We start from the raw sequence: 24655 nt of genomic DNA on the forward strand, positions 1-24655 counted from the left end.
CGGGACGCATATCTGAGCGCGAGACGACGACGAAAGGCGGCAGCCATGACCGAGACGTGTGACATCCTGATTTCCGGCGGCGGTATTGCCGGTCTGACCGCAGCCGCCGCCTTCGGATCCTCCGGTTTCAGGGTCATTTGCGTTGACCCAACGCCGCCGGTCATCGAACGGGATGTCGATGGATCCGACCTACGAACAACAGCGCTGCTGCAGCCTGCGCGTGATCTGCTGGAGCATTTTGGAATCTGGGCGCGTCTGTCGGAACATGCAGCGCCTTTGCAGGTGATGCGCATTGTAGATGCAGGTGGCGAGCAGCCGGAGGCGCGTGTTGTCAAAGACTTCAACGCCGCAGACATTTCGGAGCGTCCCTTCGGCTGGAACCTGCCGAACTGGCTGTTGCGGCGCGAACTATTAGCAGTTCTTGCAGGCATGCCCAACGTGGATTTTCGCCCCGGTGTTGGCACCACGCGGCTGTTCACCCGCCTCGGCGAGGCACGAGTTGCCCTGACCGATGGCCGCCAGGAGCGGGCGCGACTTGTGCTGGCCTGTGATGGGCGCAGCTCTCCCATGCGCGAGGCCGCCGGAATTCCGGTCCAGACCACCCGTTATGGTCAAAAAGCTCTGGCCTTTGCCGTCACTCATCCAGTGCCGCACGAAAACGTTTCGACCGAAATCCACCGGTCCGGAGGACCGTTCACCTTGGTACCTCTGCCCGACTACGAGGGCCAGCCCTCCTCTGCCGTGGTCTGGATGGAACGAGGACCAAGAGCCACCGAGCTTCTGCAGATGGAGCCCAGCGCGTTTGAGGTCGAAATGACACGGCGCAGCTGCAGCCTGTTTGGGGATCTCAAACTGGCGTCACGACGGAGCATCTGGCCAATCATCAGCCAATCCGCAGAGCGCCTTGCCGGTGAGCGGATCGCACTAATGGCAGAGGCGGCTCACGTAGTGCCCCCAATCGGCGCTCAGGGCCTGAACATGTCCCTAAGCGATTTGCGTTGCCTGCTTGATCTGGCAACTGCCCGCCCAGCGGGGCTAGGCGATGCAGCCATGCTTGAGGCCTATCACAAGGCCCGCCACCGAGATATACTGATGCGCGTCAAGGGGATCGACCTTTTGAACCGCACGTCGATGCTGTCGCCCCGCCCCTTGCGCGATTTGCGGGCCTTTGGCCTGAGCGCCCTTTATTCAATGGCGCCTGTGCGTAAAACCCTGATGCAGATGGGCCTGGGCGTCAAATAGCTTTAGATCATCCAACGAGTTTCGTCGACCGAATTCGCTAACACCTCAACTGCGGCAGCCAAGCCCAGGCAGGGTAGCGACAAGGCTTTTTTGCAACAAAGCCATATCGACCAGTACTGCGTTGATCGGGGATTCCTCCGGTGCCTTCTAGCGGAAAACTTCTGAAAAGAAACGCAACATTCCGGACCTCTTGTCATGACTGGAAAGCTCTGAAAACCGCGCGTTGACAAAAAGAGTACCGATCAGTACACCACTACACACTTTGGTGATAAATGCCGGATCGCCAGAACAACGTCTGCAAACCTCAGGTCTTAGGGAGGAGCCCATGCCGACGGTAGCTGCTGCTTTCGTAAACGCCATGGCCCGGGCTGCAGGGTTGACCCTGTCCGACGATGGGCGCCTCCTGTCTGGGGCGGATCTAGTCTACCGGTTCGAGCGTACGCCGCAAAAGACCATTACCGACAACGAGCACTTTGATGCGCTGGAACGTATCCGAAGCCATTTTGGTGACGATCTGGCCCTGATGCGTGCCTATTCTGACATGATCGAACTAGATGACCTCGGTGTCCTCGGGCTGGCCGTCAAGACAGCGCCAGATCTGAGAAGCGTCCTCTCCGTCATTGAACGGTTTTTCGCCTTGATGACGGACACCGTTGTCTATCGGTTCGACAGCACAGGCGATCCGGCGAGCCTCAGCATAGTGGCTCAGACTGGTCGGCATGCGGCTCTGCCCTTTCGAAATGAATGCGCGCTCTTGGGCTTCTCAAAGAAGATCAGAATGTTGACAGGTTCTGAAATCGCTCTGGACCATATCTCATTCGCCCACAAATGTACGGGCGATCCGGCAAGATATGCAGACCATTTCGGTTGTGACGTCCTGTTCCAGCAAACACGCGACGCCGTTTGGCTGAGTGCAGAGGCGCTCGACCTTCCGGTTCTTCGCGGGGACAAGGGCGTCAGCAATTTCCTGATCGCGCATCTGGAACAAGAGTTGTCTAATTTGGACAGCGCAAACCCCTTGATAGCCGAACTGATGCGGCATGTGTCTGGAGCTTTACAGCACGGCCTGCCCCAAGCAGCTGACATTGCCCGCGCAATGGGCATGAGTGAACGCACCCTCTATCGCCGCCTGTCCGATGAGGGACTAACCTATCGAGAAGTTCTTCAACAGGCGCAAAGCGAATTAGCCCGCGAACTGCTGAGCTCCTCCAACCGGTCCATTGCTGAAATCGCGTTTCTTACAGGCTTCTCCGAACAAAGCGCCTTCAGCCGGGCTTTCAAACGCTGGGCGGGCCTTGCTCCGGCCCAATATCGCCAGAAACCAGGCTCAGCCTGAAAGATGCCTATCGCCTGCTTGGCAGGAATGGACACAATTCTGGCAGAGGCTGCCAAGATGTGAACGTCCCGCAGGCGTAAGTTCACATCATCCAGTCGGCGCCGGTGTCGCGCCGAACCCAACGAAAAGGAACAGACGTATGAAAGAGATGACCTCACTCGTCGTCATGGCCCTCGCAGCCGCTATGGCAACCGGCCTTGTGCTGCTACCAATCACCATGCCCCACACGGTCAATGTCACTGAAAGCGTGACATTGACCGCCTAGAATAAAACGGCAAAGCTATTCTGCTGCAATTGCGCGTCCCGCGCCGTCTTTCTGATTGATCGCAGACCACTGCAGATCTCCATCATACCGCCAGGCCAGCTTTCCGTCATCGTCCATTGCGATAAGGTGAAGCCAGCGATTATCGAACAGCTCTTGCACGTTTGAATGACGCGCCAGGATATCGCTCATCGCCTCGCGGGGCGCTTCAATGATGACCGAAAGCCGCAGCGGATCATGCTGGAAGCCTTCGCCATCATGCACCGACTGCCAGGGCAGCCCGCCGCGCAGATTGCCTCCGTTCCCTTCAAGGACGCCGATACCGCCGACCACATTATGCAACAGCTTGTTGCCGCCACCAAACAGGTCAGGCGTCACCGTCGAGCCATAATACTGCAGGCTGATCCAGCTGGCGACCTGAACAGGGGCTGTCATGATCAGTTCGAGCACCGAGAAGCCTTCATCCGCCCGCCAGTCATAGCTGTGCAGGAAGGACTGCCCGTCAAGCACGGCTCCTGAGGTCCGCGAACGGGGCGCGGCAATGAAGGCACGGCAGCCGCCGAGGCCCCACTCCGGGCGTGTCTCGGCCCAGTCTTGCGCACGGCGCATCACATCCGCCTCGCCCGTCGCACGAGGCAAACGTTTGGCCCGCTCGCCGCGTGCCAGACGCCCCGCCGCCGCGAGCATTTCCTTCAGCCGCGCGATATCGCTTGCCTTGGACGTATCCGGCAGATCCTGCTCAAAAAGGGTCACCTTATCCGTTGTGGTATGATGCATTGCAGGCAGGAATACCGTATCGGACGGAATATCAATGCCTTCACTGACCAAACCGACACGAACATCACGATCATTCAGGAGACCGGCAAGAAGGCGTGCGTTCACATCTCCGGCGAAGCCGCCGCAAGCCCCGCAGTGAAGGGCGCTTTCGTGCGGATTGTTGGTCACATCCGCACCATGTCCCGCCAGCATGACAATCGGCGCAAAGTCACGGGTCAGCGACATGGCGCCCAGAACCGTCTTGGCCATGGTGACACGCTGCGCAAGATCGATACCGGGATCAAGTTGGGGAGCTGGGTCTGCCTTTTGCTCATGCCCGATCCCAAGCGCATCCCGAACCAGCTTGCCCGCGTAGACCGGGCCGGTCGCCTCGACAAAGGCAAAAGAAGATACCGCTGCCAGCTTGAACCGCCCCCAGGCCCGTTTAGCCCGCGCAACACCGCGCCGCTTGAGGTTGGTCTGCTCGTTTTCATGGGCCTGTGATGTCACCCCTGGCTGCAGCAGAACGGGGCCGCGCGCCTCGACCACATCAGAGCCGGCGCACTGATGCGCCGCCGCAAGCCCGAAGAAACCGGCAAAGCCCATGGTCTCGATACCTGCGCCCTGCGCCTCAAGAGCGCGGCGGAAGACTTCAGAGCGCACATCGATACAAAAGGCCGCCTGTACATCGGGGCGCTGCTTCAGAGACCGGACATCCGCTGCGGCAAGGGCATCGGCCAGCCGCCGCTGTTCTGCCCGCTCGCCCGCCTCCTGCAGGACCGCGTCGATAACAATGTCACGCGTCGGGGTCACAGGGGCTTCGTGAGCCGCAACCACATCTGCCCAGCGGTCCGCGATCTGGTCCTTGTAGAGCGTGTAGAGCGCCTCCTCGAATACCATGCGGATGGCCAAAAGCTCGGTTACGGAGTTGTCGCTGTCGTTGTTCAGTTCCGCCTGCCACAAGAAATAGCGACCATATTGGCCCCAGCCCCCCAAGGTCATCAGCCAGCGGTGAAAAGCGGTGCCCGCGGCCGCTGGCGTCAGGCCAAGCGTTTCCGATGCCCGCCCGATGGCCCGCCAGTGTGAGCGGTTGGTGGCCGCAACAAAGGCGCCAAACCCGGTCAGCCCGTGGATTTCAGGCGTCAGGTCACGGGCGCCAAACTCCCGCCAGGCGCTAAAGATACCGCCAGTACGGCCCGGCTGCCACAGCGCCTGCCCTTCATCAAAGTGGCTGGCGGCCCAGACGCCGATCCGCTCTTCAATGAGCCCCGGCCAGTCGATGCCTGATACCTCGGCAGCCAGGTCAGCTATGGTCGGAAGCGCCTCCGGCAGCGCACCCTCGACATCAAGCGCGTTCAACACATCGTTCAGATCGGGGCGATCAAAGGTACGCTCAAGACCGGCAAGCGCATCGGTCAGATCTTCTTGGCAGATCTCTCCGCTTGTCAGTTTTTGCGCCCAATGGCTACGGTGAGGCATGATCCGCTTGCCCGAGACCCGGGCAAGGCGGGCCGCCGTGACGGCCAAGGGCTCATCGGTTTGACCGAGGAAGGGATTTACCGCAACGCTGGCAGACAGGGGAAACAACGGCGGGATCGCCTTAGCGGCTGAGTTTGCGGCGTGGACGAGCTCAAGAAGAGCGGCGGGGAAGACTTCGAACTTGGTCAGCATAAGCGGACTCCGATATCAGGAGGGTTTCCGATACGACCAGCCGCCAAGCAGCTTGTCGAAGATCGCATTGATGTAAAAGCCGTTGGCCAGATGTACACGGATGCCAAGGGCCGCAGGATGGTTCGCCCAAAGCGGGAAGGTCGCCTGGGCCAGCGCAACCACGCCGAAGCTCAGCAAAGCGAGTATCAGCAGCGCCCATTCCAGCGGTCCGGGTGCCGGAGTGGCAGGCAAGGTACCCGCGGTGACGTACTGCGCCAGAAGCTGCAGCAGGAAATAGCTGGTCGACGTGGCGAGCGCATAGACCATGGTGCGCCGCGTTAGAACACCCGGGGCGGCATCGGCAAGGCCCTGCGCCAGAATATAGGCGACACCGAAGATCAGGATCACACCCAAGGCGATGGCCTGCACGGACTTGCCGTCAAATCCGATGAGGAAACCCACCAGCGCATAGATCGAGATGCCGATCAAAAAGGACTGGATCACGTTCCGCATGCTGGGCACGGCGACGGGTCCCGGGCGACGGATCGCTGCCACGTTGCGCACTGCCTCACCGGCGCTCAGGAAGGCATGCGCCTTGTAAAGCGAGTGCGCGAGGATATGCAGCAGAGCAAGCGGAAACAGCGCAAGACCGCATTGCATCACCATGAAGCCCATCTGGGCAATGGTCGACCACGCCAGCGATGTCTTGACGGCAGGCTGGGTCAGCATGACCAGCCCACCAAAGAGCGCCGTGAACCCGCCCAGCATCACCAAGAGCGCCATCACACCCGGCGCCGTCAGCATGACATCGGCAAAGCGGATCAGAAGGAAGCCACCAGCGTTGATGACACCGGCATGCAACAAGGCTGACACAGGCGTGGGTGCTTCCATCACCTCGGTTAGCCAGCCATGAGCCGGAAGCTGCGCCGAGGCCAGAACCGCGGCCGAAGCGATCAAAACAGCGGCAGCGGCTGTTGCCAAGTCCGGTTGAGCGGCCGCCAGGATGGTTCCGATATCTGACGTGCCATAGTTGAGCAGCAAAAGGGTCACAGCGACGGCCAGAACCGCTTCGCTCAAGCGGGCGATCACGGCCTTCTTGCGGGCGGCGCGCTGGGCGGTCATCCGCTCCGGGTAGAACACCAACAGGCGATTGAGCAGCAGGTTGGTTGCGACCCATGCCGCAAGCAGCTGGAACAGATTACCCGAAATCACCAGCAACAGAACCGCAGTAAGGGTCGCAAGCATCATTGCTGTAAAGGCGCCCTGACGCTCTTCGCCATCCATGTAGGTGGCAGAATAGCGCATGACGACCCAGCCAATGAAGCTGACCAGAGTGAGCATGGTCAGGCTGACCGCATCAAGCCGCACCGACAGTCCAATACCCCAAGCCCCCAGCAATGCCGAGGTGCCACCGCCATAGAGAAGCACCAGCCCAACGGACAGCAGGCTGATTGCAAAAATCACAAGCGTGGCCAGTTCCGCCATCTTGGGCAACGAACCGGGGCGCGCGCCTGGGGTGCTACGCGCCGTCGCCACCATGATCAGCAAGATCACGGGGCAAAGAAGTGGTAAAAGCAGATGACTCATCGGTTGGCGTCCTTGGGCTGTGGGGTCAAACTCAATCCGTCACTGCAGATACGTCATTAATTGCGACCATAAAAATTCATTGTTTTTGAGTTTTCATTCTATTATTTAGAACGTTATGCCGCTCAACTATCACCATCTGCGCTACTTCTGGGCTGTCGCCCACGATGGGAATCTCACCCGCACGGCACAGCACCTCAATTTGTCCCAGTCTGCTTTATCCACGCAAATCAAACAGCTGGAGGAACGGCTCGGACACGCTCTGTTCGAGCGACGCGGACGGCAGCTACATCTTACCGAAGCGGGGCGGATCACTCTGGACCATGCCGATGCGATCTTTTCGGCCGGTCAGGAACTCGTCGCAACACTGCAAGAAACGGGCAATACGCGGCAGGCGTTGAGAATCGGAGCGCTGGCGACGCTGTCACGGAATTTTCAGATCGGTTTTCTAAGACCCATGCTCGCCCGCATGGATGTGGAGGTAATTCTGCGCTCCGGCAGCCCGACGGAACTGATGGAGGGGTTGGGAACACTGAACCTCGATGTTGTGCTTATGAACCGCGAGCCTCCAAGCGACAGTCTTGCGCCCTACGAGACGCACCACATCGCAGAACAACCCGTCAGCATTGTAGGATCGCCTGGCCGGTTTGAACCGTCTACGCCAATCAGAGACCTTCTGCGTGAGCAGCCCTTCATCCTGCCCACGACCGACAATTCACTGCGCACAGCCTTTGATGCCATGGCAAGCCGCCTGTCCGTACGCCCCCAAATCGTGGCTGAGGTTGACGATATGGCCATGATGCGCTTGCTGGCGCGTGAAAACATCGGCCTTGCTCTGGTTGCCCCGATCGTCGTGCAGGACGAACTGTCCTCTGGCCGTCTCGTCGAGGCGGATGAACATCCACAAATCAAAGAGAATTTCTTCGCCATCACATTGAAGCGCAGGTTCCCGAACAAACTCGTCCAGGAATTGCTGACCGGCCATCCTGCCCCACAGCCCAAATCTCGATCTGCAAACGCATCCCCGGACGCGCTGTGATCTTTTCCGGGAAATGCTTCTTGCACTCGCAAGAAGTTATGTTATCACATAATAGATATCAGCAGATATCACGAAACCTGCCTATCCCTTTTCCCTTGCCAGGCTGGGACGCCAACAGCGCGGCCTGAAGCTAAATGCCTACGGGCACCCCAAGTCAGGAGAACCCCATGATAAGATCGACCGCGCTCACCCTGCTGATCGCAGGCACAGCTTTGCCTGCTATGGCAAGGGATGATGTTCTGGATGTCGTTGCCCCATTCGAGATCAAGGGCGCAGACCCTATCCAGTCGGGCAGCATCCTAATCAAGATGGACGTCATTGAGACCCTAGTTGATGTATCTGCGGGCGGTCAGCTTGAGCCCGGACTGGCCACTGACTGGGAGGTCTCGGAAGACGGGCGCAATTGGACATTCTCGCTGCGCAGCGGCGTGACGTTCCACAATGGCAACCCGATGGACGCGCCTGCAGTGGCCAAATCCCTGCAAAGGTCAGTCGCAGACGGAGGTCTTCTGGCCCGCGCCCCGATCGATGCGATCACCGCCAAAGGTGACCAACAAGTCGAGATTGAACTGACAGCTCCTTTCGCCATGCTGCCCGCCTTCCTGGCTGAATACCGCTCTGCCATCATCGCACCAGAGAGCATTGCACAAGACGGCACGATCACAGAGGTCATTGCAACGGGCCCCTATCGCGTTGCCAAATTTTCACCGCCAAACAAGATGTCGGTTGTCGCATTTGACCAATACTGGGGTGAAAAGGCCAAGATCCAAAGAGCGGCTTATCACGGCGTCAGTCGGGCTGAAACGCGGGCATTGATGGCTGAAAGTGGCGATGCGGACATCACGCTGACTCTTGATCCTGCCTCGGTGCAGCGCCTCAAGGGCGAAGATGATCTTGAGGTGATTTCTGCCCCGATCCCGCGCGTGCTGATGCTCAAGGTCAATGGAGAGGTCTTTGATCAGGCAACACGCAAGGCGCTGAGCCTAGCGATTGACCGTGCAGGTATTGCACAAGCGATCCTGCGCTTTCCAGATGGGGCAACCCAGATGTTCCCGCCCGGCATGGCGGACTGGCATGACGCAACGCTTGCCCCTTTGAAATACGATCCCCAAGCGGCCAAAGAGGCGCTGGCTCAGGCTGGCTGGAGCGAGAGCGCTGACGGCGTACTGACGCGGGATGGGCAGCGGCTCGATATCGAACTTCTCACATACCCGGATCGTCCAGAATTGCCGCTGGTGGCCGCCGTTCTTGAGCAGCAGTTCAAGGCAGTGGGCGCAGAGGCGACAATCAACTCGACCAACTTCTCGCAGATACCGGCGCGGCATAATGACGGCACGCTCTCGACGGCGCTTTTTGCGCGTAACTTCGCACTGGTCCCTGACCCGGTTGGCACTTTGTTGCAAGACTACGCCCCCGGCGGTGACTGGGGCGCCATGGGCTGGTCAAACGCAGCCTTCACTGATGGCGTCAAGGCGATGGCTGCCGGGACCGCACCTGAGGGCACGCGCGATGAGCTGGTCGCCACACTGCAAGCAGAGCTGCCTGTCATTCCGATCGCCTGGTACCAGTTGACGATGGCAGTTTCCGACACGGTTGAGGGAGTGATTGTCGACCCGTTCGAGCGAACGCTCGGCCTGTCTTCGGTTTCCTGGAGCGGACAGTAAACGCGCATGGCCAAGGCACTTATCCCCGCCCTGGGGTGGAGGCTGGCGCAGGCGGGGATGGTGGCCATCCTCGTCGGCATTCTCAGTTTCCTGATGATGAGCACTTTGCCCGGGGATATGATCTACCGTATTGCGGGCGCCCGGTTTGGCTATGACAACGTCACTGCCGAGAATGCAGAGATCATACGCGCCCAACTCGGAGACCCTTCAAGCATCACCGCATTTGCGAGCTGGATAACCGGGTTATTCCGCGGTGATCTGGGTGTGTCCTTGGTCACGGGCGAAGCGATCAGTGCCGAGATTGCGCATCAGTTTGGCGCAACCGCGCAACTGGCCGCAGTGGCCATCGCGCTGTCTATTCTGATCGGCCCGCCATTGGGACTTTGGGCTGGTCTGAACCCCGGCAGCCTCCTGGACCGGACCGTCGTGACCTTGGCTGCGGTGTTCAAGTCCATTCCACAATTCCTTTTGGGCCTTGTCCTGATCGTTGTCGTGGCCATCGGCATGGGACTCCTGCCGGCGGCTGGTCACGGAGAGGTGCGCCACATGGTCTTGCCTGGCGTGACGCTGGCCTTGGGATTATCCGCCAGTACGACCCGCATCACGCGCGAAGCCGTTGTGCAGGCACGAGGGTCTGAATGGTGGCGTTTTGCGCGCTGGAAAGGCTTGTCTGATCGGCAGGTGATGCTGCGCCACGGGCTGCGCCATGTGTCGGTACCACTCTTGACCCTGATCGCAGCACAGTTCGTGGCCCTGATGGAAGGCATCGTTGTTGTCGAGACAATCTTTGGATGGCCGGGCATCGGTCACGCCCTGGTGCATGCCGTGTTCCACAGGGATGTGCCCATGGTACAGGGCACCGCACTGGTGATGGGGCTGTCTTTCGTGCTGGTGAATGCCCTCGCCGATATCGCCGCGCGGATACTGGACCCACGAGAGGTCGCACGATGACCCCCCGCTCAACAGGCACTGGTCTGATATGTGCGGTACTGATCTTTGCACTTGGCTATCCGCTGATCTCTGACACCGACCCGGTGGCGCAAAGCCTGCTCAAAGCCCTTCAGCCCCCCTCACAAGACGCGCTGCTGGGGTATGATCACCTTGGCCGATCAATGGCGGCTCGGCTTGCAGCCGCGCTTCGCTTGTCGCTTGGCATTGCCTTTGTCACCTTAATCACGACCGCGCTGATTGGCGTGGTGTTGGGCGCAATCGCAAGCTGGCGTGGCGATTGGCTTGATCGGGGGCTGGTTCTTCTGGCTGACTCCGTCGTTGCCCTGCCCGCCCTGTTGATCGTGCTGATGGCCGGTCTCATTCTCCCAAACCAACCCCTTGCCTTTTGGGCCGGACTCTCGGCCACGCTATGGGTCGAGATCTTTCGTCTTACGCGCGCGACGATACGGGCTCACATAGCGGCCCCAGCCGTGCAAGCGGCAGAATTGCTGGGATTTGGTCCCTTTTACATCTTCCGCACTCACCTCTGGCCCGAACTGGCACCAATCCTGAGGGCAACTTTTGCGCTCACCTTCGCGACGGTCGTGATGGGGATCGCCGCCCTTGGGTTTGTTTCCGTGGGCGTGCGTGCGCCAACGCCGGAACTCGGCATGATGATGGTGGAACTCCTCCCCTACTGGCGCGAAGCACCATGGGCGCTTTTGCAGCCTGTCGCAGCCACGCTTGTCACTCTGCTGGCCCTCACCCTGATCGCGGGAGACACGAGGACATGACCCTGATGAAAGCAGAGCAGATCGCCGTCCACGCGGGTCATCAACCACTGATAGCGCCCATCTCGCTCACACTCGAAGCCGGACAATCCATCACTCTCATCGGAGAAACTGGCTCAGGCAAAAGTCTGTTTGCGCAAGCCATTCTGGGGACCCTGCCGCCAGGTCTTAATTCGACTGGAGACCTCGAAGTGGGAGGAGAAAGGATCGCTCTTGTCTCGCCTGATGCACTTGAACACCTTTGGGGGACCGCCATTTCGGTTCTCCCGCAAGAACCATGGCGCGCCCTGGATCCGCTGATGCGCGCAGAGCAACAGGTCGCCGAGGTGCATGAACTGGTGGCTCGCGCCACGAACCCAAAGGCGGCAGCCCGATCCGACCTGGCGGCGCTCGGTCTCGACAATGCGACAAACGCCTATCCTTTCGAGATGTCGGGCGGCATGGCACAGAGACTGGCCATTGCCGCTGCTCGGGCCGGTGGCGCGCGGATCGTTGTTGCGGACGAGCCAACCAAAGGTCTTGATACGGACCGCCGCGATGACGTGGCCAAGCGCCTGATCGAGATACGCCAGGACGGCGGAGCGACCCTGACTATCACCCATGACCTGGATCTGGCAGAGGCGCTTGGCGGCGAGCTCCTGGTCATGCGCAAGGGGCACCTTGTGGAACGCGGCCCTGCTGAGCACGTCCTGCGACACCCCAAAACCGACTATACAGCCGAGCTGATCTCGGCGGTGCCGCGCAACTGGCCCCAAAACGCACCCGCGGTGCCGGGCGAAACGGTTGTGGCCGCGCAAAACGTAACCGTGTCTCGGGGTGGTCGGGTGCTGACCACGGGCCTGGATTTGTCACTTGGGGCTGGCGAAATCGTCGGCTTAAGCGGACCGTCCGGAGTGGGCAAAACAACGGTGGGCGACACACTGCTCGGACTAAGCGCACCCGCGAATGGAACCGTTTCCCGCAGCAAGGGGATTTCGCAGCGGCGTTTTCAAAAGCTCTGGCAGGATCCGCCGGCGGCCTTTGCCCCGCATCAGAGCATTGGGCAAGGCATCGCAGATCTGATGAGGTTGCACGGGATAGAAAAGCAACGACTTCAGCCCCTTCTGACACAGCTGAACCTCGAACCGGGTCTGTTGGAGCGCACACCGGATACCGTTTCGGGCGGTGAACTACAGCGCCTGTCCATTGCACGCGCGCTTTTGATGGATCCCGTGTTCCTTTTTGCGGACGAGCCAACATCCCGGCTTGATCCGCTGACACAGCGTGCTGTGCTAAAGCTGCTGGTAGACCTGGCGCGGATCAAGAAGATCGCGGTTCTCATCGTGAGTCACGACAAGGATCTTCTGACAAGGATAACCGATCGGCAGACTTTGCTCGAACCGGTGATGTAGTCGCCCGTCCGTTGCCTAAATGCAGAAGCGATGCAGCCGGGCGCAGCAAACATCGCCCATTCTGCTGGCGCCGATGCATGCAAAGACTGAAATCAACGGCACTGTGAACACGCATTGACGGTATTCTACCTATCCAAGAGGCTTCTTTGTCGCTAGCATACTTTCGTATGTTTCCAAGTTTTTCTGTTTGGGGGGCACGACTATGAGCAATAGTACTGAGCGTGAGCGCTCAATGTCCGTGACCCTGGAACATCCGGGATCTGATCGTGGCTGGACACCCGTCTCGGTTGTGGTGAACCGAGAAGATGTTTCGCACCGTATTTCGTTTACTCAAATGCGGTCGTTCGAGGACATATTTTGCGCTGAAATAGTGCGCTTTTTCCATCCATACCTGTGCGACCTCGGTTCACAATCCAAAATTATGTCATTTCCTGACGCCGAGCTTCGCATGCCCGGTTTGGTGCTGGGGCGGGTTCGGATTGTTTATTCCCCTAACGAACAAGGCAGAGCCAGGGTCCTGATCCGGTTTTCTGCATTGGTTGGGAATCCGAACGCAGCCTTGATCAAAGCGCCTGATGCATTTTTTGTTGCCAGTCAACACTGTCGTTGACGCACTTGAGGACACATTGGATTGGGTTCTCATTCCAGCTCTGAACATCGCTTCGATCAGTGAGTTGCCCAGCCTTTCGGGCAGCAACAGGCAAAACCTCGAAGCCTGCCTTGAGAGGCTCGAATCCTCGCGGGAACACATCATGATGCGTATCGAGATGGTGAGCCAACGCCTGGATGACCTGCGCGAGACCCAAAAGGCGTTGGAAGTTGATCGCGACAAACGCGAACAATACGCTGGAGAAATCAACACTTGCGACACTTGAATCACTTTGGTGCCTTGTCGGCCTAACAGCAAACAAACACCCGATGACTGTAGATTTTGCGACCCGGTTCACAGGATGTGACTACGGGTGGAAAGAAAGACCATGAATACCGTTGAACCCGCCGACCCATTCAGCATCGTAGCCATAGCGGCTTCTGCTGGCGGGTTAGAAGCGACATCAATCCTCGCTCAGAACCTGCCATCGGGCATGAATTGCTGTTATGTGATCGCCCAACACATGTCGCCCTCACACAAAAGCATGCTGGTTGACCTTCTGTCGCGTGAAACATCGCTGCACGTGGAAGAGTTGCAGCAGCGAACGGTCCCAAAGCCCAATATCATCTATATTCCGCCGCCTGCAAAAGACGTCATTTTCAATGACGGGGGGCTGGAGTTGCGCAATCCTTCGGATCATCCCGCGTCTCCCAAGCCATCCGCCGATCGGCTGTTTGCCTCCCTTGCCGATACGAAAGGCGAGAATGCGATTGGCGTGGTCCTCTCCGGCACAGGCAGTGACGGCAGCTATGGGGTGCGTTCCATCAGGGAAATGGGCGGCATCACAATTGCTCAGGAGCCGACGACATGCAAATACGACAGCATGCCTCTTGCCGCCATTCGCACGGGCTGCGTCGATCTGACCCTGACGCCCCAACAAATTGGCGCTCATATCGGGCTGATCCTGCAACACCCACGCGATCTGAGCGCGCTCAAGGAACTCAATTCACAAAGTGGGCGCAACAATGACCTTTTCGATGTGCTGTTGGCGCATTCCCTGGTCGATTTCAGACAGTATAAGAGCAACACAATCAATCGTCGCATCCAAAGGCGAATGATTGCCAAAGGCATCGACAAGTTTGACGACTACGTAGACCTGTGTCGCAGGTCGGTCGAAGAAGTGGACGCCCTATACAGGGATTTGCTGATCTCCGTCACACGTTTCTTCCGCGACGAAGAACAGTATTCGGTTCTTGAACGTGTCGTTGCAGAGCGATTTGGCGACTACAGCGAAACCGAGCCGATCCGGATCTGGGTGCCGGGATGCGCTACAGGCGAAGAGGCCTATTCACTTGCCATCCTGGTTGTCGAGGCGATGGGCGGTCTCGATGAGGTTGCATCCGACGCCATTCAGATCTTTGCAACCGATATCGACGAAGAGGCAATGCGTGTCGGCCGCAGGGGCATCTATCCCCAGGCGGCCACGGCAGATATCCCATCAAAGTACTTGCCACGGTATTTCGAAACGCATGGGGATATGGTGCATGTCACACCCAAGCTGCGGAACTTTGTTATGTTCTCGAGGCATAACGTGTTTCAGGATGCACCTTTCCTGAACATGGATCTGATCAGCATCCGCAACATGCTGATCTATTTCAGCACCAAGTTGCAAGAACGCGTTCTGACCCGATTGATATACTCGTTGAAGCGGGACGGGATTCTGTTCCTCGGCACCTCTGAAACACTCGGCCATATGGACGATCATTTCACGCAACTGTCCAGCAGCGCCCGCATCTTCCAGCTTCGTGGAAAGGGCCGGATTTCACCTCGCGCGACAGAGGCCGCATTTCGCGGCGGTCGCCTTCCCCCGGCCACCGCGGGCGAAGCTTTCTCAAATCTGCCACGGTCCGTAGATCAGTGGGATCAATTCGACCGGCTGGCCCGGTCTGTCGTCAGCGATGGAATTGTCCTGAACCGGGAGCACACTGTTCTCAGGGTGTATGGTGACATTGCGCCTTACTGCAACCTGACGTCCCGGTCTTTCGGGCTCAGCAACCTGTCGGTTCTGAAAAAACCTCTGGCATCTGATGCGGCAAGCCTGGCGCTGGTTTCCCTAAAGTATGACCAGCGGCGCCATGGCCCTTGGCACCGTCTGCCCGATATGGACGGAGAACTGGTGCAACTGACCGCTTACCCGATGGGCGGGCACGGAGAGGCTGCCGAGGACATGATCCTGATCGGCTTTGAAGCGCGGGCAGAGCCCGCAGTTGAACACAAGAAGGACACCGGCGACACGGAATACGTCGGATACCTGGAAGAGGAACTTTCACGAACGCGCGACGCCCTGCAGGTCACAATTGAACAGCTGCAAACCTCAAACGAGGAACTGCAAGCGATCAATGAGGAATTGCAATCCTCCAACGAGGAGCTGCAGTCGACGAACGAAGAGCTTGAAACCTCGAATGAGGAGCTGCAATCCACCAACGAAGAGCTGATCACCGTAAACGAGGAGTTGCTGGTCAACACCAGTCAGCTGGAACGCACCACCGCTGAGCTGACTGGGCTGATCGGCAATATGCCAACGGTGATGATCATGGTCGATCAGGGGCTGTTGATCCGCTACGCCTCGGATCAGGCGCTTGCTCTGTTCCAACTGACGGAACGCGGCATCGGCTACGGACATCTGTCGCAGGCTTTTGTGCCAACGGGTTACCCTCCCTTCATCGATCTGTGCACCCAGGCGCTGGTGTCCCGCTTGCCGCTTCGGCAGCGGTTCAGGGCCGGCCCCAGAGACTATTATCTCAGTATTGCACCTGTTTTTTCATCCGATGAGAACCTCATCGGTCTGATCCTCCAGATCCAATCCATCGAAAGCGATCTTGGACATCTGTTGATCAGCGACAAATCCGGTGGATTTGCGAGCATGGGCTCGTGGCGGATCAACATGGATACAGGAGAATTGCAAACCACGCCGGAACATGATGCCTTGCTCGGATACACCGATGACAACCGTCCCGACAGCTTGAATGAGGGTTTGAAATTTGTCGACGAAGGAGAGCGTGAGCGCGTCGAGGTCAACCTGAAAGCCGCGTCAGAGAATCTTGAACCATTTGATTTTTACGCTCGGCTTGCACGGGTGGACGGAAAGGTCTTCATCGGTCACATCTTCGGTGAAGCCTTTAGGGACCAAAACAGCGGACATGTCTACCTTGTTGGAGTGACGCGCAACGTGTCTGAGGAGCGCGGAAGAGATCTATTGCTCCAGCAATACAACATGCTCACCGCAGACTTGGACGTTGGTGTGTACTCTCAAGATCTTGAAAACGACATTCTGTACTGGAGTCCAGGACTTTTCAAAATCCTCGGTTACGATGAAATTCCCAACCCGACAGACAGGATGCGAATGGAGGAGCTGACAAGAGAAGCTCAGAGCGAGCTTCAAAAGCTGACAGCAGAAGCCCTCGAGTCCAAGGAACCCTTTTCTTTTGTACACGAAATCACCCGGCCAGACGGCTCCAGGGCAATGATAGAAAGCACCGGGCATGTTGCAGTGAACGAAGCGGGGAAGGCCACGCATGTCTATGGTGTATTCAAGATTCTCAAAGAACTTGACGCTAGCGAATGACAACGGCGTTTCGCATGGCGCAGCGGGCCAGCCCCCAGACGGCAGCACATGTGGGACACCCGTACATCGGTGACAGGCGTCTAAAGGTGTCAGGTGCGCACCAATTTCCAAGGCAAGGCGCGCTTACGCCTTGCGCAGGGAGACAACCCTGGCCTCTTCGACGCCAGCCATCTTGCGCAAGGTAGCCGCGATGTCTGAGACCGTAAGACCGGCGTCCTCGTACATCTGCTGCGGGCTGGCCTGCTGGATGTAGCGGTCAGGAAGCGTCATCGTGCGCACCTTCAGGCCGCCGTCGAGCAGACATTCCCGCGCAAGGGCGTGCAGAACGAGCGAACCGAACCCACCTTCGGCGCCGGCCTCAAGGGTCATCAAACCTGCGTGATGACATGCCAGTTGTCGCAACATGCCGATATCGAGCGGCTTGGCAAACCGAGCGTCAGCCACAGTCACGCTGATGCCTTCGCCATCAAGCAACTCGGCCGCCATCAGCGCCTCCGCCAGCAGGCTACCGTAGGACAGGATGGCCAGATCGGTGCCTTCGCGCAACACTCGGCCTTGGCCAATGCGAAGCACATTGCCCCGTTCCGGCAAGGGAACGCCAGTCCCGCTCCCGCGTGGATAGCGAAAGGCAATGGGTCCAGCGTCATGGTCGATCGCGGTTTCAAGCATATGAATTAACTCGGCCTCGTCGGCTGCTGCCATCACCGTCATGCCGGGTAGGCTCGACAAATACCCAATGTCAAAGGCCCCGGCATGGGTAGCCCCATCCGCGCCGACCAGCCCTGCCCGGTCGATGGCAAAACGCACCGGCAAACCCTGCAGCGCGACGTCATGCACGACCTGATCGTAGGCGCGCTGCAGGAAGGTCGAATAGATTGCGCAAACCGGTTTCAGGCCGCTGGCAGCCATACCTGCGGCAAAGGTCACACCGTGCTGTTCGGCTATGCCCACGTCGAACACACGGTTCGGAAAACGCTCCGCCATCAGATCTACGCCGGTGCCTGAAGGCATCGCCGCCGTCACGGCCACCACGTCCGGATCGCGAGCCGCCACATCACACAGCGCATGGCCAAAGACACTTGTATAGCTCGGCGTGGACGCTGCTTTCGCTGCCCCGATGCCGGTCGCGACATCGAAAGTCGACACGCCGTGGTATCTGCAAGCCGCGGTTTCCGCCGGTGCGTAGCCCTTGCCCTTGATGGTGCAGACATGGATCAGAACTGGCCCTCTTGCCCGCGTTCGCGCGTTCCGCAACGTGGCCAGAAGCGCGGACATGTCGTGGCCATCTACCGGACCGAGGTAGTCGAAACCCAACTTTTCAAAAATAGTTGCCTGATCCTGCCCCGTCACCAGCGCACGCGCACGCCGCGCCCCCGCACGCATCGGCGGCGGCATCAAAGCTTCCATGTCCTTGGCAAAGCTTGCCCCCTCTGCCCCTTTGCGAAGCTCAGAAAGATAGGCAGACATTGCCCCAACGGGTGGTGCAATGCTCATCTCGTTGTCGTTCAGGATCACGAATAGCCGTCGCCCAGCCTGCCCTGCGTTGTTCATCGCCTCGTACGCCATGCCGGCGCTCAGCGCCCCATCCCCTATCACGGCGATGGCGTCGCCCGTCGCCTGCCCCATGTCGCGCGCCGTGGCAAAGCCCAGCGCCGCAGAGATTGATGTGGAGGAATGCGCAGCCCCGAATGGATCATATTGGCTTTCGTCGCGCTTGGTGAATCCCGACAGCCCGTCTTTTTGGCGCAGGGTTCGGATCCGGTCACGGCGACCGGTCAGCACTTTGTGCGGATAGCATTGATGACCCACATCCCAGATCAGTTTGTCGGTCGGCGTATTGAACACCGCATGCAAGGCGACGGTCAACTCCACCACCCCGAGCGAGGATCCCAAATGCCCGCCAGTCTGGCTGACTGCCAGGATGACTTCAGCCCGCAACTCATCGGCCACTTTGGCAAGGCGTGCATCGTCAAGGCCTCTGAGGTCGGCAGGCCCAGCAATCCTTTCCAGAATTGAAGTCCCTGAACAGGGCGCTTTATCGCCTCGCATCTCGCTTTCAGAACATGTCATGGCAGCCTCCGGCGTATGAGGGGTCCGCAACCAAGGATTACGGTGATGTATCCGAAGCAAGCCCTCTGTATCGCAAGAGCCGCCCCGATTAGGAATAGCACCGCGCGCGCGTCAGACGCATTTGCACGCGCGGTGCCTGCTCCTGTCGCCAACAGGAAGGCACGGGGGCAATCGGCCCCCGCTTTCCGGCTCCGTGGGACCGGGAACCGGAAGCGTTGCAGGCGGGCACCGATAAAGATGCCCATCTTGCATGGGCATCACTCGTTGGCCGTGACCTCTTCCGGCACTGCATAAACCGGCGCACCCGATGCAGCTAGTTCCGGCCAGTCCTTGATGACGTTCAGGCCCTGAAGCGGCTGCTGGTATCCCTTGTGGCAGGTCTTGCAGGCGGCCTTGGGCGCGTCGGCATGGATCGGGCCAAGCCGCTCGGCTGGGTAGATATCCTTCAGCGGCACAAGGTATTCGTTGTTGATATCCTGCACCATGCCGATCCCCAGCTGTTCAGTGGACCATTGCGGTGTAACCTCGGCCACTTCGTAGAAGGCGCGTGTATTGTGGCAGAAGGTGCAGTTTACCCCGAGGGAATTGGACACGTAGTTCATCAGTGCATAGGTGCGCTCAGTGTCCTGGATCGTTGCCACGCCGGGGTCGGCAGGGTTGGCCGCCACGCGGCTATCAAGGTCATGGACACCGATCCGGCCATAGTCGAGCAGATAGGCCTCAAGCGCATCCGTCGGCAACGACGTATACTGGCTGCGCAGCGTTGCCCGGTTCTGAATTGCCCCCCACCCCGCAACTGCCGCCGTTTCAACGGGCGCGATACGGAACCAGATGTCAGATGGGACATTCTGGCCGCGATGGCAGGTATAGCAGGTCACGCCAACCTGCTTGTTGGCATTGACATGGCCATCCCAGTTTTCATTGATGCCTTGAGTCATCTGGATCATCCGGCGCGCGACAACCTTGGTGTAAAGGGTGTCCTCACCATAGGTTTCCAGATCGCCGTCCCCGTGACAGTAGGCGCAGCCTTCTTCGGGGGCAACCCACTGCGTCATGGCATTCATCAGTCGGTTGAAATTGGCATCGGTCAGATCCCCCAGCACCTGGACGTTTTCGTAGACGTCCTTGGCCAGGTCTTCTCCGCCTTCGGGGATGTAAGGCGGATCTTCGAAGACATCTTCTATGTCCGGATCGGGTGTTGCCAGATCCGAGACAAACTCGGGCACATGCATGCCGGTGCCACGCGGGCCGGTCTGCATGCTGTCGGTTGGCGCAGGCTGTCCGAGCGTGACCAGCGCGGCGGCAACCACAACCGCGCCCACGATACTGCCGACAAAGATCGCCGGACCATAGATGTCGGTCGGGTTCTCCCTGTTCCACTTGTCGAACCACTTGGGAAACATCGTCTCACTCCTTCCCGATGAAGGCTTCGTAAGACCCGTAAGCCTCGTAGCCAAAGCTGCCGTCATACTGGGGCGCAAAGTTGTGTTCCTGTGCCCAGATGAACCAGTTATCGACCACTGTCCCGGTCAGCAGTATTCCAATGCCGCCGGTGATCGGGGTCAGGACTGCGAACCACCACGCCCAGCGGTGGATCCCCTCCATCGTGGCATTGAACCCCATGGTCCAGCGCCAGAAAAGAGCGGCGCGCTCGGTTGCGGTGCCCCGGTCGATGATCTGCTCCAGCTCGCGGTCACCCCCATAGCGGGTGACCGCCAGGATCGTCGCGCCATGCATGGCAAACAGCAGGACAGAGCCATAAAGAAAGACGATGGAAAGACAGTGGAAAGGGTTGTAGTAGAGGTTTCCGTAACGGATCGAAAAGGCCGTGGTCCAATCCAGATGCGGGAAAATCCCGTAAGGCACCGCCTCGGACCAAGAGCCCATCAGGATCGGCCGGAACAGCCCCAGAACCAGGAACAGCCAGATGGCGGACCCAAAGGCCCAGAAGACATGCTTGCCCATCTTCTGCTCGGCCGCCAGTTGCCAGCTGCGATACCACCAGGCCATGACCGAAAACAGCAGAAGGAAGCTGGCAATGATATACCAGCCTCCATCGTTGAGCGGCGGCATGGAAAGGCCGTATTCCGGGCTTGGCGGCTCCAGCGCCAGCCAGAACAGCTGACGGATGAACTCAGGTATCGACCAGCCCACCTGCGCCAGCATATTGATGCCGATGATGTTGAGCCAAAGGATGCCCGACGCAATCGAGACCACACCGGCCATGCCAAGATTGACGGGGCCGAGCTGAGCGTTTCCAAACCAACCAAGCAGTTTGGAAAATCCGGCCCAGGTCGTCCGGTCCTCGGTCAGCGTGCCAAGGTCGTCGGTGCCCATTTCAGCGGGCCCACGGACCTGTACCTGGGTGAATATGTTCTGATATTCGACACTAAACATGGCTTACATCCCGATTTGCGAGGCCCAGATGGGCAGTTCCAACCACCAGTTCCACCACTCCGGCCAGCCCTTGGTCCAAACGGGGCCCGAGATGATGATGCAAACGGCTGAGAAGAAAACAGCGTTGATCGCCAAGAGGAAACCAAGGCGGTGAATGCCAAGAGTTCCGATCGAATAGCCGATGAAATCCCGAAAGAAGGTGTCTTCGTGATCGGGCGTTTTCATGATCTCGCCCTTTTCCGGGTTGGCCGCCGACAGGATCAGCGCCCCATGCAGCGACAGCGCCAGCGTCGTCGTAAAAAACAGGGTCACCGCCAGCATATGCGCCGGATTGTAGTGGAAATGCAGATAGGCGTAGCCGGTGTTCGAGACCCAATCTAGATGGCTGAAGATCCCGTATGGAAAGGCATGACCCCAGGCCCCCATCAGGATCGGGCGAAAAATCACCAGCGTGACATAGGCAAGGATGGCAAAACTGAAGGCAAAGGGCACGTGGTAACCCATGCCAAGCTTACGGCAGATTTCCACCTCGCGCAGGGCCCAACTGATGAAGCTTGCGGTGGCACAGATGGTAATGAACTGCCACAGGCCGCCTTCGTTCAGGGGCGCAATACCGAGCCCATAGGACAAGTCGGGCGGCTGAATATTGATCAACCAGGGATTAAACGTCCCCTGCTGCGCTGCACCCCAAAAAATCAGGATCGTCCCGAGTATGGCAAAAAAGGCGGTCGTAACTCCAAAGAAGCCCACGTAGAATGGGCCAACCCAAAAGTCGAACAGATCGCCGCCGATCAACGTCCCCCCGCGGACGCGATATTTCTTTTCGAAGCTGAGCAAGGCCATCTTCTTTTCTCCGCGTTAGGCGGCCAGTTCGCAAAGCTGCGCCGGGCCGTCATCTCTGTTGTTCAACATCGTGCGAAACCTCGTCCGACATTGGCTCTGGTCGGTTCGCTGCGGGCAGAATGCCTCCCGCCCGCAGCGGAAGTTTGGGCACGCCTTTACGGCGGACCCTTTGGCTTACTCGGCTGCCATAGCGCGTGATTGCGCGGCGTTCTCGAACCAGTTCACACCGTTCGACAGCACCACGAGATGAATCATCACCGCCAGCAGGAAGAGAAAAACACCCTGTGCCACAAACACACGGCGCGGATCGAATACGAGCCAGATCTTGTAGAACTTTGCCATATCGCCTCTCCTCAGAACCACGGGGCCCAGATGTAGGTCGCCAGGTGGGCGACCACGGCAACCGCCGCGAACAGCCAGAGGCCGCTCATATAGACGGAATGCAGCTCTTGGGCCTGCTCGTCGGTCAAACCTGTGAAGGACAGGTCACCTTTTTCAGACATGTACTTTCCTCCGGAACGTTGCCTGACGCCGCACCCCCTGCGGCCGGGTTGGGGAGTCACCCTCCCCGCCTGTCCACCCATCTGGGCAGTCAGTTCGGATGGCCTTTGAGGGCCATGTCGCTTGCATCCGGCCTTTGGGCGCGGACCTGCAGTCTCAGACTGCGAAGATCATCGGCGTGATGTGTTCCGCCTCGGCCCAGGCCCGTGCCAAAGGCCCGCGCAGGTTCAGTGTTCGGCGCCTGGCAATCTCAACGGTGTAGCGGACCGTTTCAGTGGGCAGCGACACCAGCAGGATCAGCGTGAAGTAGGTGTAGAACTCAACCCCCCGGCGGTTCGACTGCCGCCGCCTTGGAATGTTGGTGGTCATCTCGGCCATAAGTCATTCCTCCTTGTCATGTGTATGCCCCGCACTGGCGTGGGCCGCCGTCAGGGTCGTTGTGTTGTCCATTGCTGCGGATGGTCTGGCAGCAGGGAACAGTCCGGCTACCGTGTCCATGGCAACCCGCCCCGCACCGGCCTCCAGCGCAGCCCGTTCGGCGGCATCGCGATACTGTTTGGCGGCGGAGATGCGGGTCAGAACCGGGTGACGTGCCACGATGCGGTTCAACGCCGCCTGTGCATCGGCGTCCCAGGGCATGTCCCGACGCAGCCGTGTTGGCGTGGCCTCTGCCGCGTCCATTTCAGAACCAAGCGGAAGAATGTGGAACAGCGCATCGAACAGCCCGTTGCAGACCTCCTGCAAGAGGTAACTCGCCCCGGCATAACCCATCATCGGCGTGCCGGTATGACGCCGGATGGCTGCGCCCGGAAAACTTGCCGGGATAAAGGTCGGTTGCGGCCCATGCCCCCCACCGCCCCCCGCGCGCAGCTCCGCAAGGTACATTTTCTCGTTGATCGATCCCATGACCACCAGCGGGCGCTTAGCTTCCAGGAGGGCGCGCACCTCGGGGTTGTTGGTTTTGGTGCCTGCCTTGCGCGCCACCGCAAAGGCGCAGGGGAAACCCAGATCTCCCTCAAGGTAATGACGCACCCCGCGGGCGTAGGTTTCATTTGCTACGATGGCAAAGCTCGCAGTGGCATAGAAATCCTGGGTGACAGAGCGCCAAAGATCCCAGACCGGTTTCAGCGTCGAGTGTTTTTCGCGCTCGATGAAAGGCTCTGGATCCAGATCCAGAAGCTCACCCAATGTGCGCAAGAATCTGGTTGTGCTGTCTACGCCAAACGGCGCCTGCAGATAGGGTTTGCCCAGAACCTCGGCCAGGCCGCGTCCGAATTCGCGGTACATGCAGATGTTCACGTCTGCATTCACCAGATTGCGCATCTCCGCCAGATGGGCGCCCAGCGGCATGATCATGTTCACTTCGGCCCCGATCCCTTCGACCAGACGACGGATTTCCGCAAGGTCGGACGGCATGTTAAAGGTGCCATACATCGGCCCCAGGATATTTACGCGCGGCGGGGCACTGTCGGGACGGGCGGTCTCCTTTGGCATCCGCCCCTTGGTCTGACCGAACTCGGTGAAAAGCCAGGTCATGGCGCGGTCCGCGGCCTCCCACTGGTCCTCATCGATCGTACGCGGCAGGAAGCGTTTCAGGCTGGTACCCTCGGGCGTGACGCCGCCACCTATCATCTCGGCAATGGAACCTGTCACGACCACGGCGGGCAAGGCCGGATCAAGTGTGCCCCAGGCTCGCTTCATCGCGCCTTCGGTGCCATCGCGGCCCAGCTCTTCCTCGCCAAGCCCCGTGACAACGATCGGCAGCTCGTGCGGGGGCAAGGCATCAGTGTAATGCAGCACCGAGGTTACCGGCAGGTTTTCACAGCCGACGGGGCCATCGATCACAACCTGCAGCCCTTTGACGGCGGTAAAGGCGTAGACGGCCCCCCAATACCCCCCAGCGCGGTCATGATCCTGGATCAGCATGGCAAGACCTCCGGCCTTGTGCTGCCAAAGTGATCTGCGCTGTGCGACAGGACGGACAA

At 59.2% G+C, this 24655-nt stretch carries 20 protein-coding genes; 10 read left to right on the plus strand and 10 right to left on the minus strand.

What is annotated here, in order from left to right; genetic code table 11:
• Positions 1 to 45 precede the first annotated feature (45 nt).
• The 3 genes from INS80_RS03230 to INS80_RS19390 all read left to right on the plus strand — a co-directional run bounded on the left by INS80_RS03230 (position 46) and on the right by INS80_RS19390 (position 2843).
• On the plus strand, positions 46 to 1242 hold the full coding sequence (locus INS80_RS03230) for a UbiH/UbiF family hydroxylase (protein WP_192964230.1): 1197 nt from the start codon (positions 46 to 48) through the stop codon (positions 1240 to 1242).
• Positions 1243 to 1465: 223 nt separating this feature from the next.
• Positions 1466 to 2578 (plus strand): AraC family transcriptional regulator, encoded by a 1113-nt coding sequence (locus INS80_RS03235; protein WP_226892545.1) that lies wholly within the window; start codon positions 1466 to 1468, stop codon positions 2576 to 2578.
• A gap of 139 nt (positions 2579 to 2717) precedes the next feature.
• Positions 2718 to 2843, plus strand: a complete 126-nt coding sequence (locus tag INS80_RS19390) for a hypothetical protein (RefSeq protein WP_255430518.1) — start codon at positions 2718 to 2720, stop codon at positions 2841 to 2843.
• A 15-nt stretch (positions 2844 to 2858) separates the two neighbouring features.
• Here the strand turns inward: INS80_RS19390 and INS80_RS03240 are convergent, their stop codons facing one another.
• Positions 2859 to 5267 carry a YbcC family protein gene (locus tag INS80_RS03240; RefSeq protein ID WP_192964231.1) on the minus strand — a complete coding sequence of 803 codons (2409 nt, stop codon included), beginning with the start codon at positions 5265 to 5267 and terminating at the stop codon, positions 2859 to 2861.
• Positions 5268 to 5282: 15 nt separating this feature from the next.
• A complete protein-coding gene (locus INS80_RS03245; protein ID WP_192964232.1) occupies positions 5283 to 6833 on the minus strand; it encodes a proton-conducting transporter transmembrane domain-containing protein in 1551 nt (516 codons plus the stop codon).
• 115 nt (positions 6834 to 6948) lie between these two features.
• Between INS80_RS03245 and INS80_RS03250 the strand changes: the two genes are divergently transcribed.
• The 7 genes from INS80_RS03250 to INS80_RS03280 all read left to right on the plus strand — a co-directional run bounded on the left by INS80_RS03250 (position 6949) and on the right by INS80_RS03280 (position 16859).
• Positions 6949 to 7869: a LysR family transcriptional regulator gene (locus tag INS80_RS03250; RefSeq protein ID WP_192964233.1), complete on the plus strand. Its 921-nt coding sequence runs from the start codon at positions 6949 to 6951 to the stop codon at positions 7867 to 7869.
• A gap of 167 nt (positions 7870 to 8036) precedes the next feature.
• Entirely contained in the window at positions 8037 to 9533 is a 1497-nt protein-coding gene (locus INS80_RS03255) for an ABC transporter substrate-binding protein (RefSeq protein WP_192964234.1), read from the plus strand.
• 6 nt (positions 9534 to 9539) lie between these two features.
• Positions 9540 to 10484, plus strand: coding sequence for an ABC transporter permease (locus INS80_RS03260; RefSeq protein ID WP_192964235.1), 945 nt, complete (start codon positions 9540 to 9542; stop codon positions 10482 to 10484).
• The gene (locus INS80_RS03265) at positions 10481 to 11257 is read left to right on the plus strand and encodes an ABC transporter permease (RefSeq protein ID WP_192964236.1); all 777 of its coding nucleotides are present in this window, start codon (positions 10481 to 10483) and stop codon (positions 11255 to 11257) included. Before INS80_RS03260 ends, INS80_RS03265 begins: the two co-directional genes overlap by 4 nt.
• Entirely contained in the window at positions 11254 to 12645 is a 1392-nt protein-coding gene (locus INS80_RS03270; RefSeq protein WP_192964237.1) for an ABC transporter ATP-binding protein, read from the plus strand. Before INS80_RS03265 ends, INS80_RS03270 begins: the two co-directional genes overlap by 4 nt.
• A 575-nt stretch (positions 12646 to 13220) precedes the next feature.
• Entirely contained in the window at positions 13221 to 13520 is a 300-nt protein-coding gene (locus INS80_RS03275) for a hypothetical protein (protein ID WP_192964238.1), read from the plus strand.
• Positions 13521 to 13622: 102 nt separating this feature from the next.
• On the plus strand, positions 13623 to 16859 hold the full coding sequence (locus INS80_RS03280) for a chemotaxis protein CheB (RefSeq protein ID WP_192964239.1): 3237 nt from the start codon (positions 13623 to 13625) through the stop codon (positions 16857 to 16859).
• 123 nt (positions 16860 to 16982) lie between these two features.
• On the opposite strand, the gene dxs is transcribed toward INS80_RS03280, so the two are convergent.
• The 8 genes from dxs to bchZ form a co-directional block, all read right to left on the minus strand.
• A complete protein-coding gene (dxs, locus tag INS80_RS03285) occupies positions 16983 to 18908 on the minus strand; it encodes a 1-deoxy-D-xylulose-5-phosphate synthase (protein WP_192967172.1) in 1926 nt (641 codons plus the stop codon).
• A gap of 278 nt (positions 18909 to 19186) precedes the next feature.
• On the minus strand, positions 19187 to 20332 hold the full coding sequence (gene pufC / locus INS80_RS03290; RefSeq protein WP_192964240.1) for a photosynthetic reaction center cytochrome PufC: 1146 nt from the start codon (positions 20330 to 20332) through the stop codon (positions 19187 to 19189).
• A 4-nt stretch (positions 20333 to 20336) separates the two neighbouring features.
• Positions 20337 to 21326 (minus strand): photosynthetic reaction center subunit M, encoded by a 990-nt coding sequence (pufM, locus tag INS80_RS03295; RefSeq protein ID WP_192964241.1) that lies wholly within the window; start codon positions 21324 to 21326, stop codon positions 20337 to 20339.
• A 3-nt stretch (positions 21327 to 21329) separates the two neighbouring features.
• Positions 21330 to 22169, minus strand: a complete 840-nt coding sequence (gene pufL, locus INS80_RS03300; protein WP_192964242.1) for a photosynthetic reaction center subunit L — start codon at positions 22167 to 22169, stop codon at positions 21330 to 21332.
• Between the two features lie 174 nt (positions 22170 to 22343).
• Positions 22344 to 22511, minus strand: a complete 168-nt coding sequence (pufA, locus tag INS80_RS03305; RefSeq protein WP_192964243.1) for a light-harvesting antenna LH1, alpha subunit — start codon at positions 22509 to 22511, stop codon at positions 22344 to 22346.
• Between the two features lie 11 nt (positions 22512 to 22522).
• On the minus strand, positions 22523 to 22672 hold the full coding sequence (gene pufB, locus INS80_RS03310) for a light-harvesting antenna LH1, beta subunit (protein ID WP_192964244.1): 150 nt from the start codon (positions 22670 to 22672) through the stop codon (positions 22523 to 22525).
• 154 nt (positions 22673 to 22826) lie between these two features.
• Positions 22827 to 23048, minus strand: coding sequence for a cytochrome PufQ (pufQ, locus tag INS80_RS03315; protein WP_192964245.1), 222 nt, complete (start codon positions 23046 to 23048; stop codon positions 22827 to 22829).
• A 3-nt stretch (positions 23049 to 23051) separates the two neighbouring features.
• On the minus strand, positions 23052 to 24596 hold the full coding sequence (bchZ, locus tag INS80_RS03320) for a chlorophyllide a reductase subunit Z (RefSeq protein WP_192964246.1): 1545 nt from the start codon (positions 24594 to 24596) through the stop codon (positions 23052 to 23054).
• Positions 24597 to 24655: the final 59 nt, after the last annotated feature.

The organism is Phycobacter azelaicus (genome assembly GCF_014884385.1).
GTDB classification, from domain to species: domain Bacteria; phylum Pseudomonadota; class Alphaproteobacteria; order Rhodobacterales; family Rhodobacteraceae; genus Phycobacter; species Phycobacter azelaicus.

Coding starts and splice junctions, on each gene's coding strand:
- INS80_RS03280 (WP_192964239.1), top strand. CDS start 13,623: ATGAATACCGTTGAACCCGCCGACCCATTCAGCATCGTAGCCATAGCG.
- INS80_RS03240 (WP_192964231.1), bottom strand. CDS start 5,267: ATGCTGACCAAGTTCGAAGTCTTCCCCGCCGCTCTTCTTGAGCTCGTC.
- INS80_RS03265 (WP_192964236.1), top strand. CDS start 10,481: ATGACCCCCCGCTCAACAGGCACTGGTCTGATATGTGCGGTACTGATC.
- dxs (WP_192967172.1), bottom strand. CDS start 18,908: ATGCGAGGCGATAAAGCGCCCTGTTCAGGGACTTCAATTCTGGAAAGG.
- INS80_RS03245 (WP_192964232.1), bottom strand. CDS start 6,833: ATGAGTCATCTGCTTTTACCACTTCTTTGCCCCGTGATCTTGCTGATC.
- INS80_RS03275 (WP_192964238.1), top strand. CDS start 13,221: ATGCATTTTTTGTTGCCAGTCAACACTGTCGTTGACGCACTTGAGGAC.
- pufC (WP_192964240.1), bottom strand. CDS start 20,332: ATGTTTCCCAAGTGGTTCGACAAGTGGAACAGGGAGAACCCGACCGAC.
- pufL (WP_192964242.1), bottom strand. CDS start 22,169: ATGGCCTTGCTCAGCTTCGAAAAGAAATATCGCGTCCGCGGGGGGACG.
- pufQ (WP_192964245.1), bottom strand. CDS start 23,048: ATGGCCGAGATGACCACCAACATTCCAAGGCGGCGGCAGTCGAACCGC.
- INS80_RS03250 (WP_192964233.1), top strand. CDS start 6,949: ATGCCGCTCAACTATCACCATCTGCGCTACTTCTGGGCTGTCGCCCAC.
- pufM (WP_192964241.1), bottom strand. CDS start 21,326: ATGTTTAGTGTCGAATATCAGAACATATTCACCCAGGTACAGGTCCGT.
- INS80_RS03230 (WP_192964230.1), top strand. CDS start 46: ATGACCGAGACGTGTGACATCCTGATTTCCGGCGGCGGTATTGCCGGT.
- INS80_RS19390 (WP_255430518.1), top strand. CDS start 2,718: ATGAAAGAGATGACCTCACTCGTCGTCATGGCCCTCGCAGCCGCTATG.
- INS80_RS03260 (WP_192964235.1), top strand. CDS start 9,540: ATGGCCAAGGCACTTATCCCCGCCCTGGGGTGGAGGCTGGCGCAGGCG.
- bchZ (WP_192964246.1), bottom strand. CDS start 24,596: ATGCTGATCCAGGATCATGACCGCGCTGGGGGGTATTGGGGGGCCGTC.
- pufA (WP_192964243.1), bottom strand. CDS start 22,511: ATGGCAAAGTTCTACAAGATCTGGCTCGTATTCGATCCGCGCCGTGTG.
- pufB (WP_192964244.1), bottom strand. CDS start 22,672: ATGTCTGAAAAAGGTGACCTGTCCTTCACAGGTTTGACCGACGAGCAG.
- INS80_RS03270 (WP_192964237.1), top strand. CDS start 11,254: ATGACCCTGATGAAAGCAGAGCAGATCGCCGTCCACGCGGGTCATCAA.
- INS80_RS03255 (WP_192964234.1), top strand. CDS start 8,037: ATGATAAGATCGACCGCGCTCACCCTGCTGATCGCAGGCACAGCTTTG.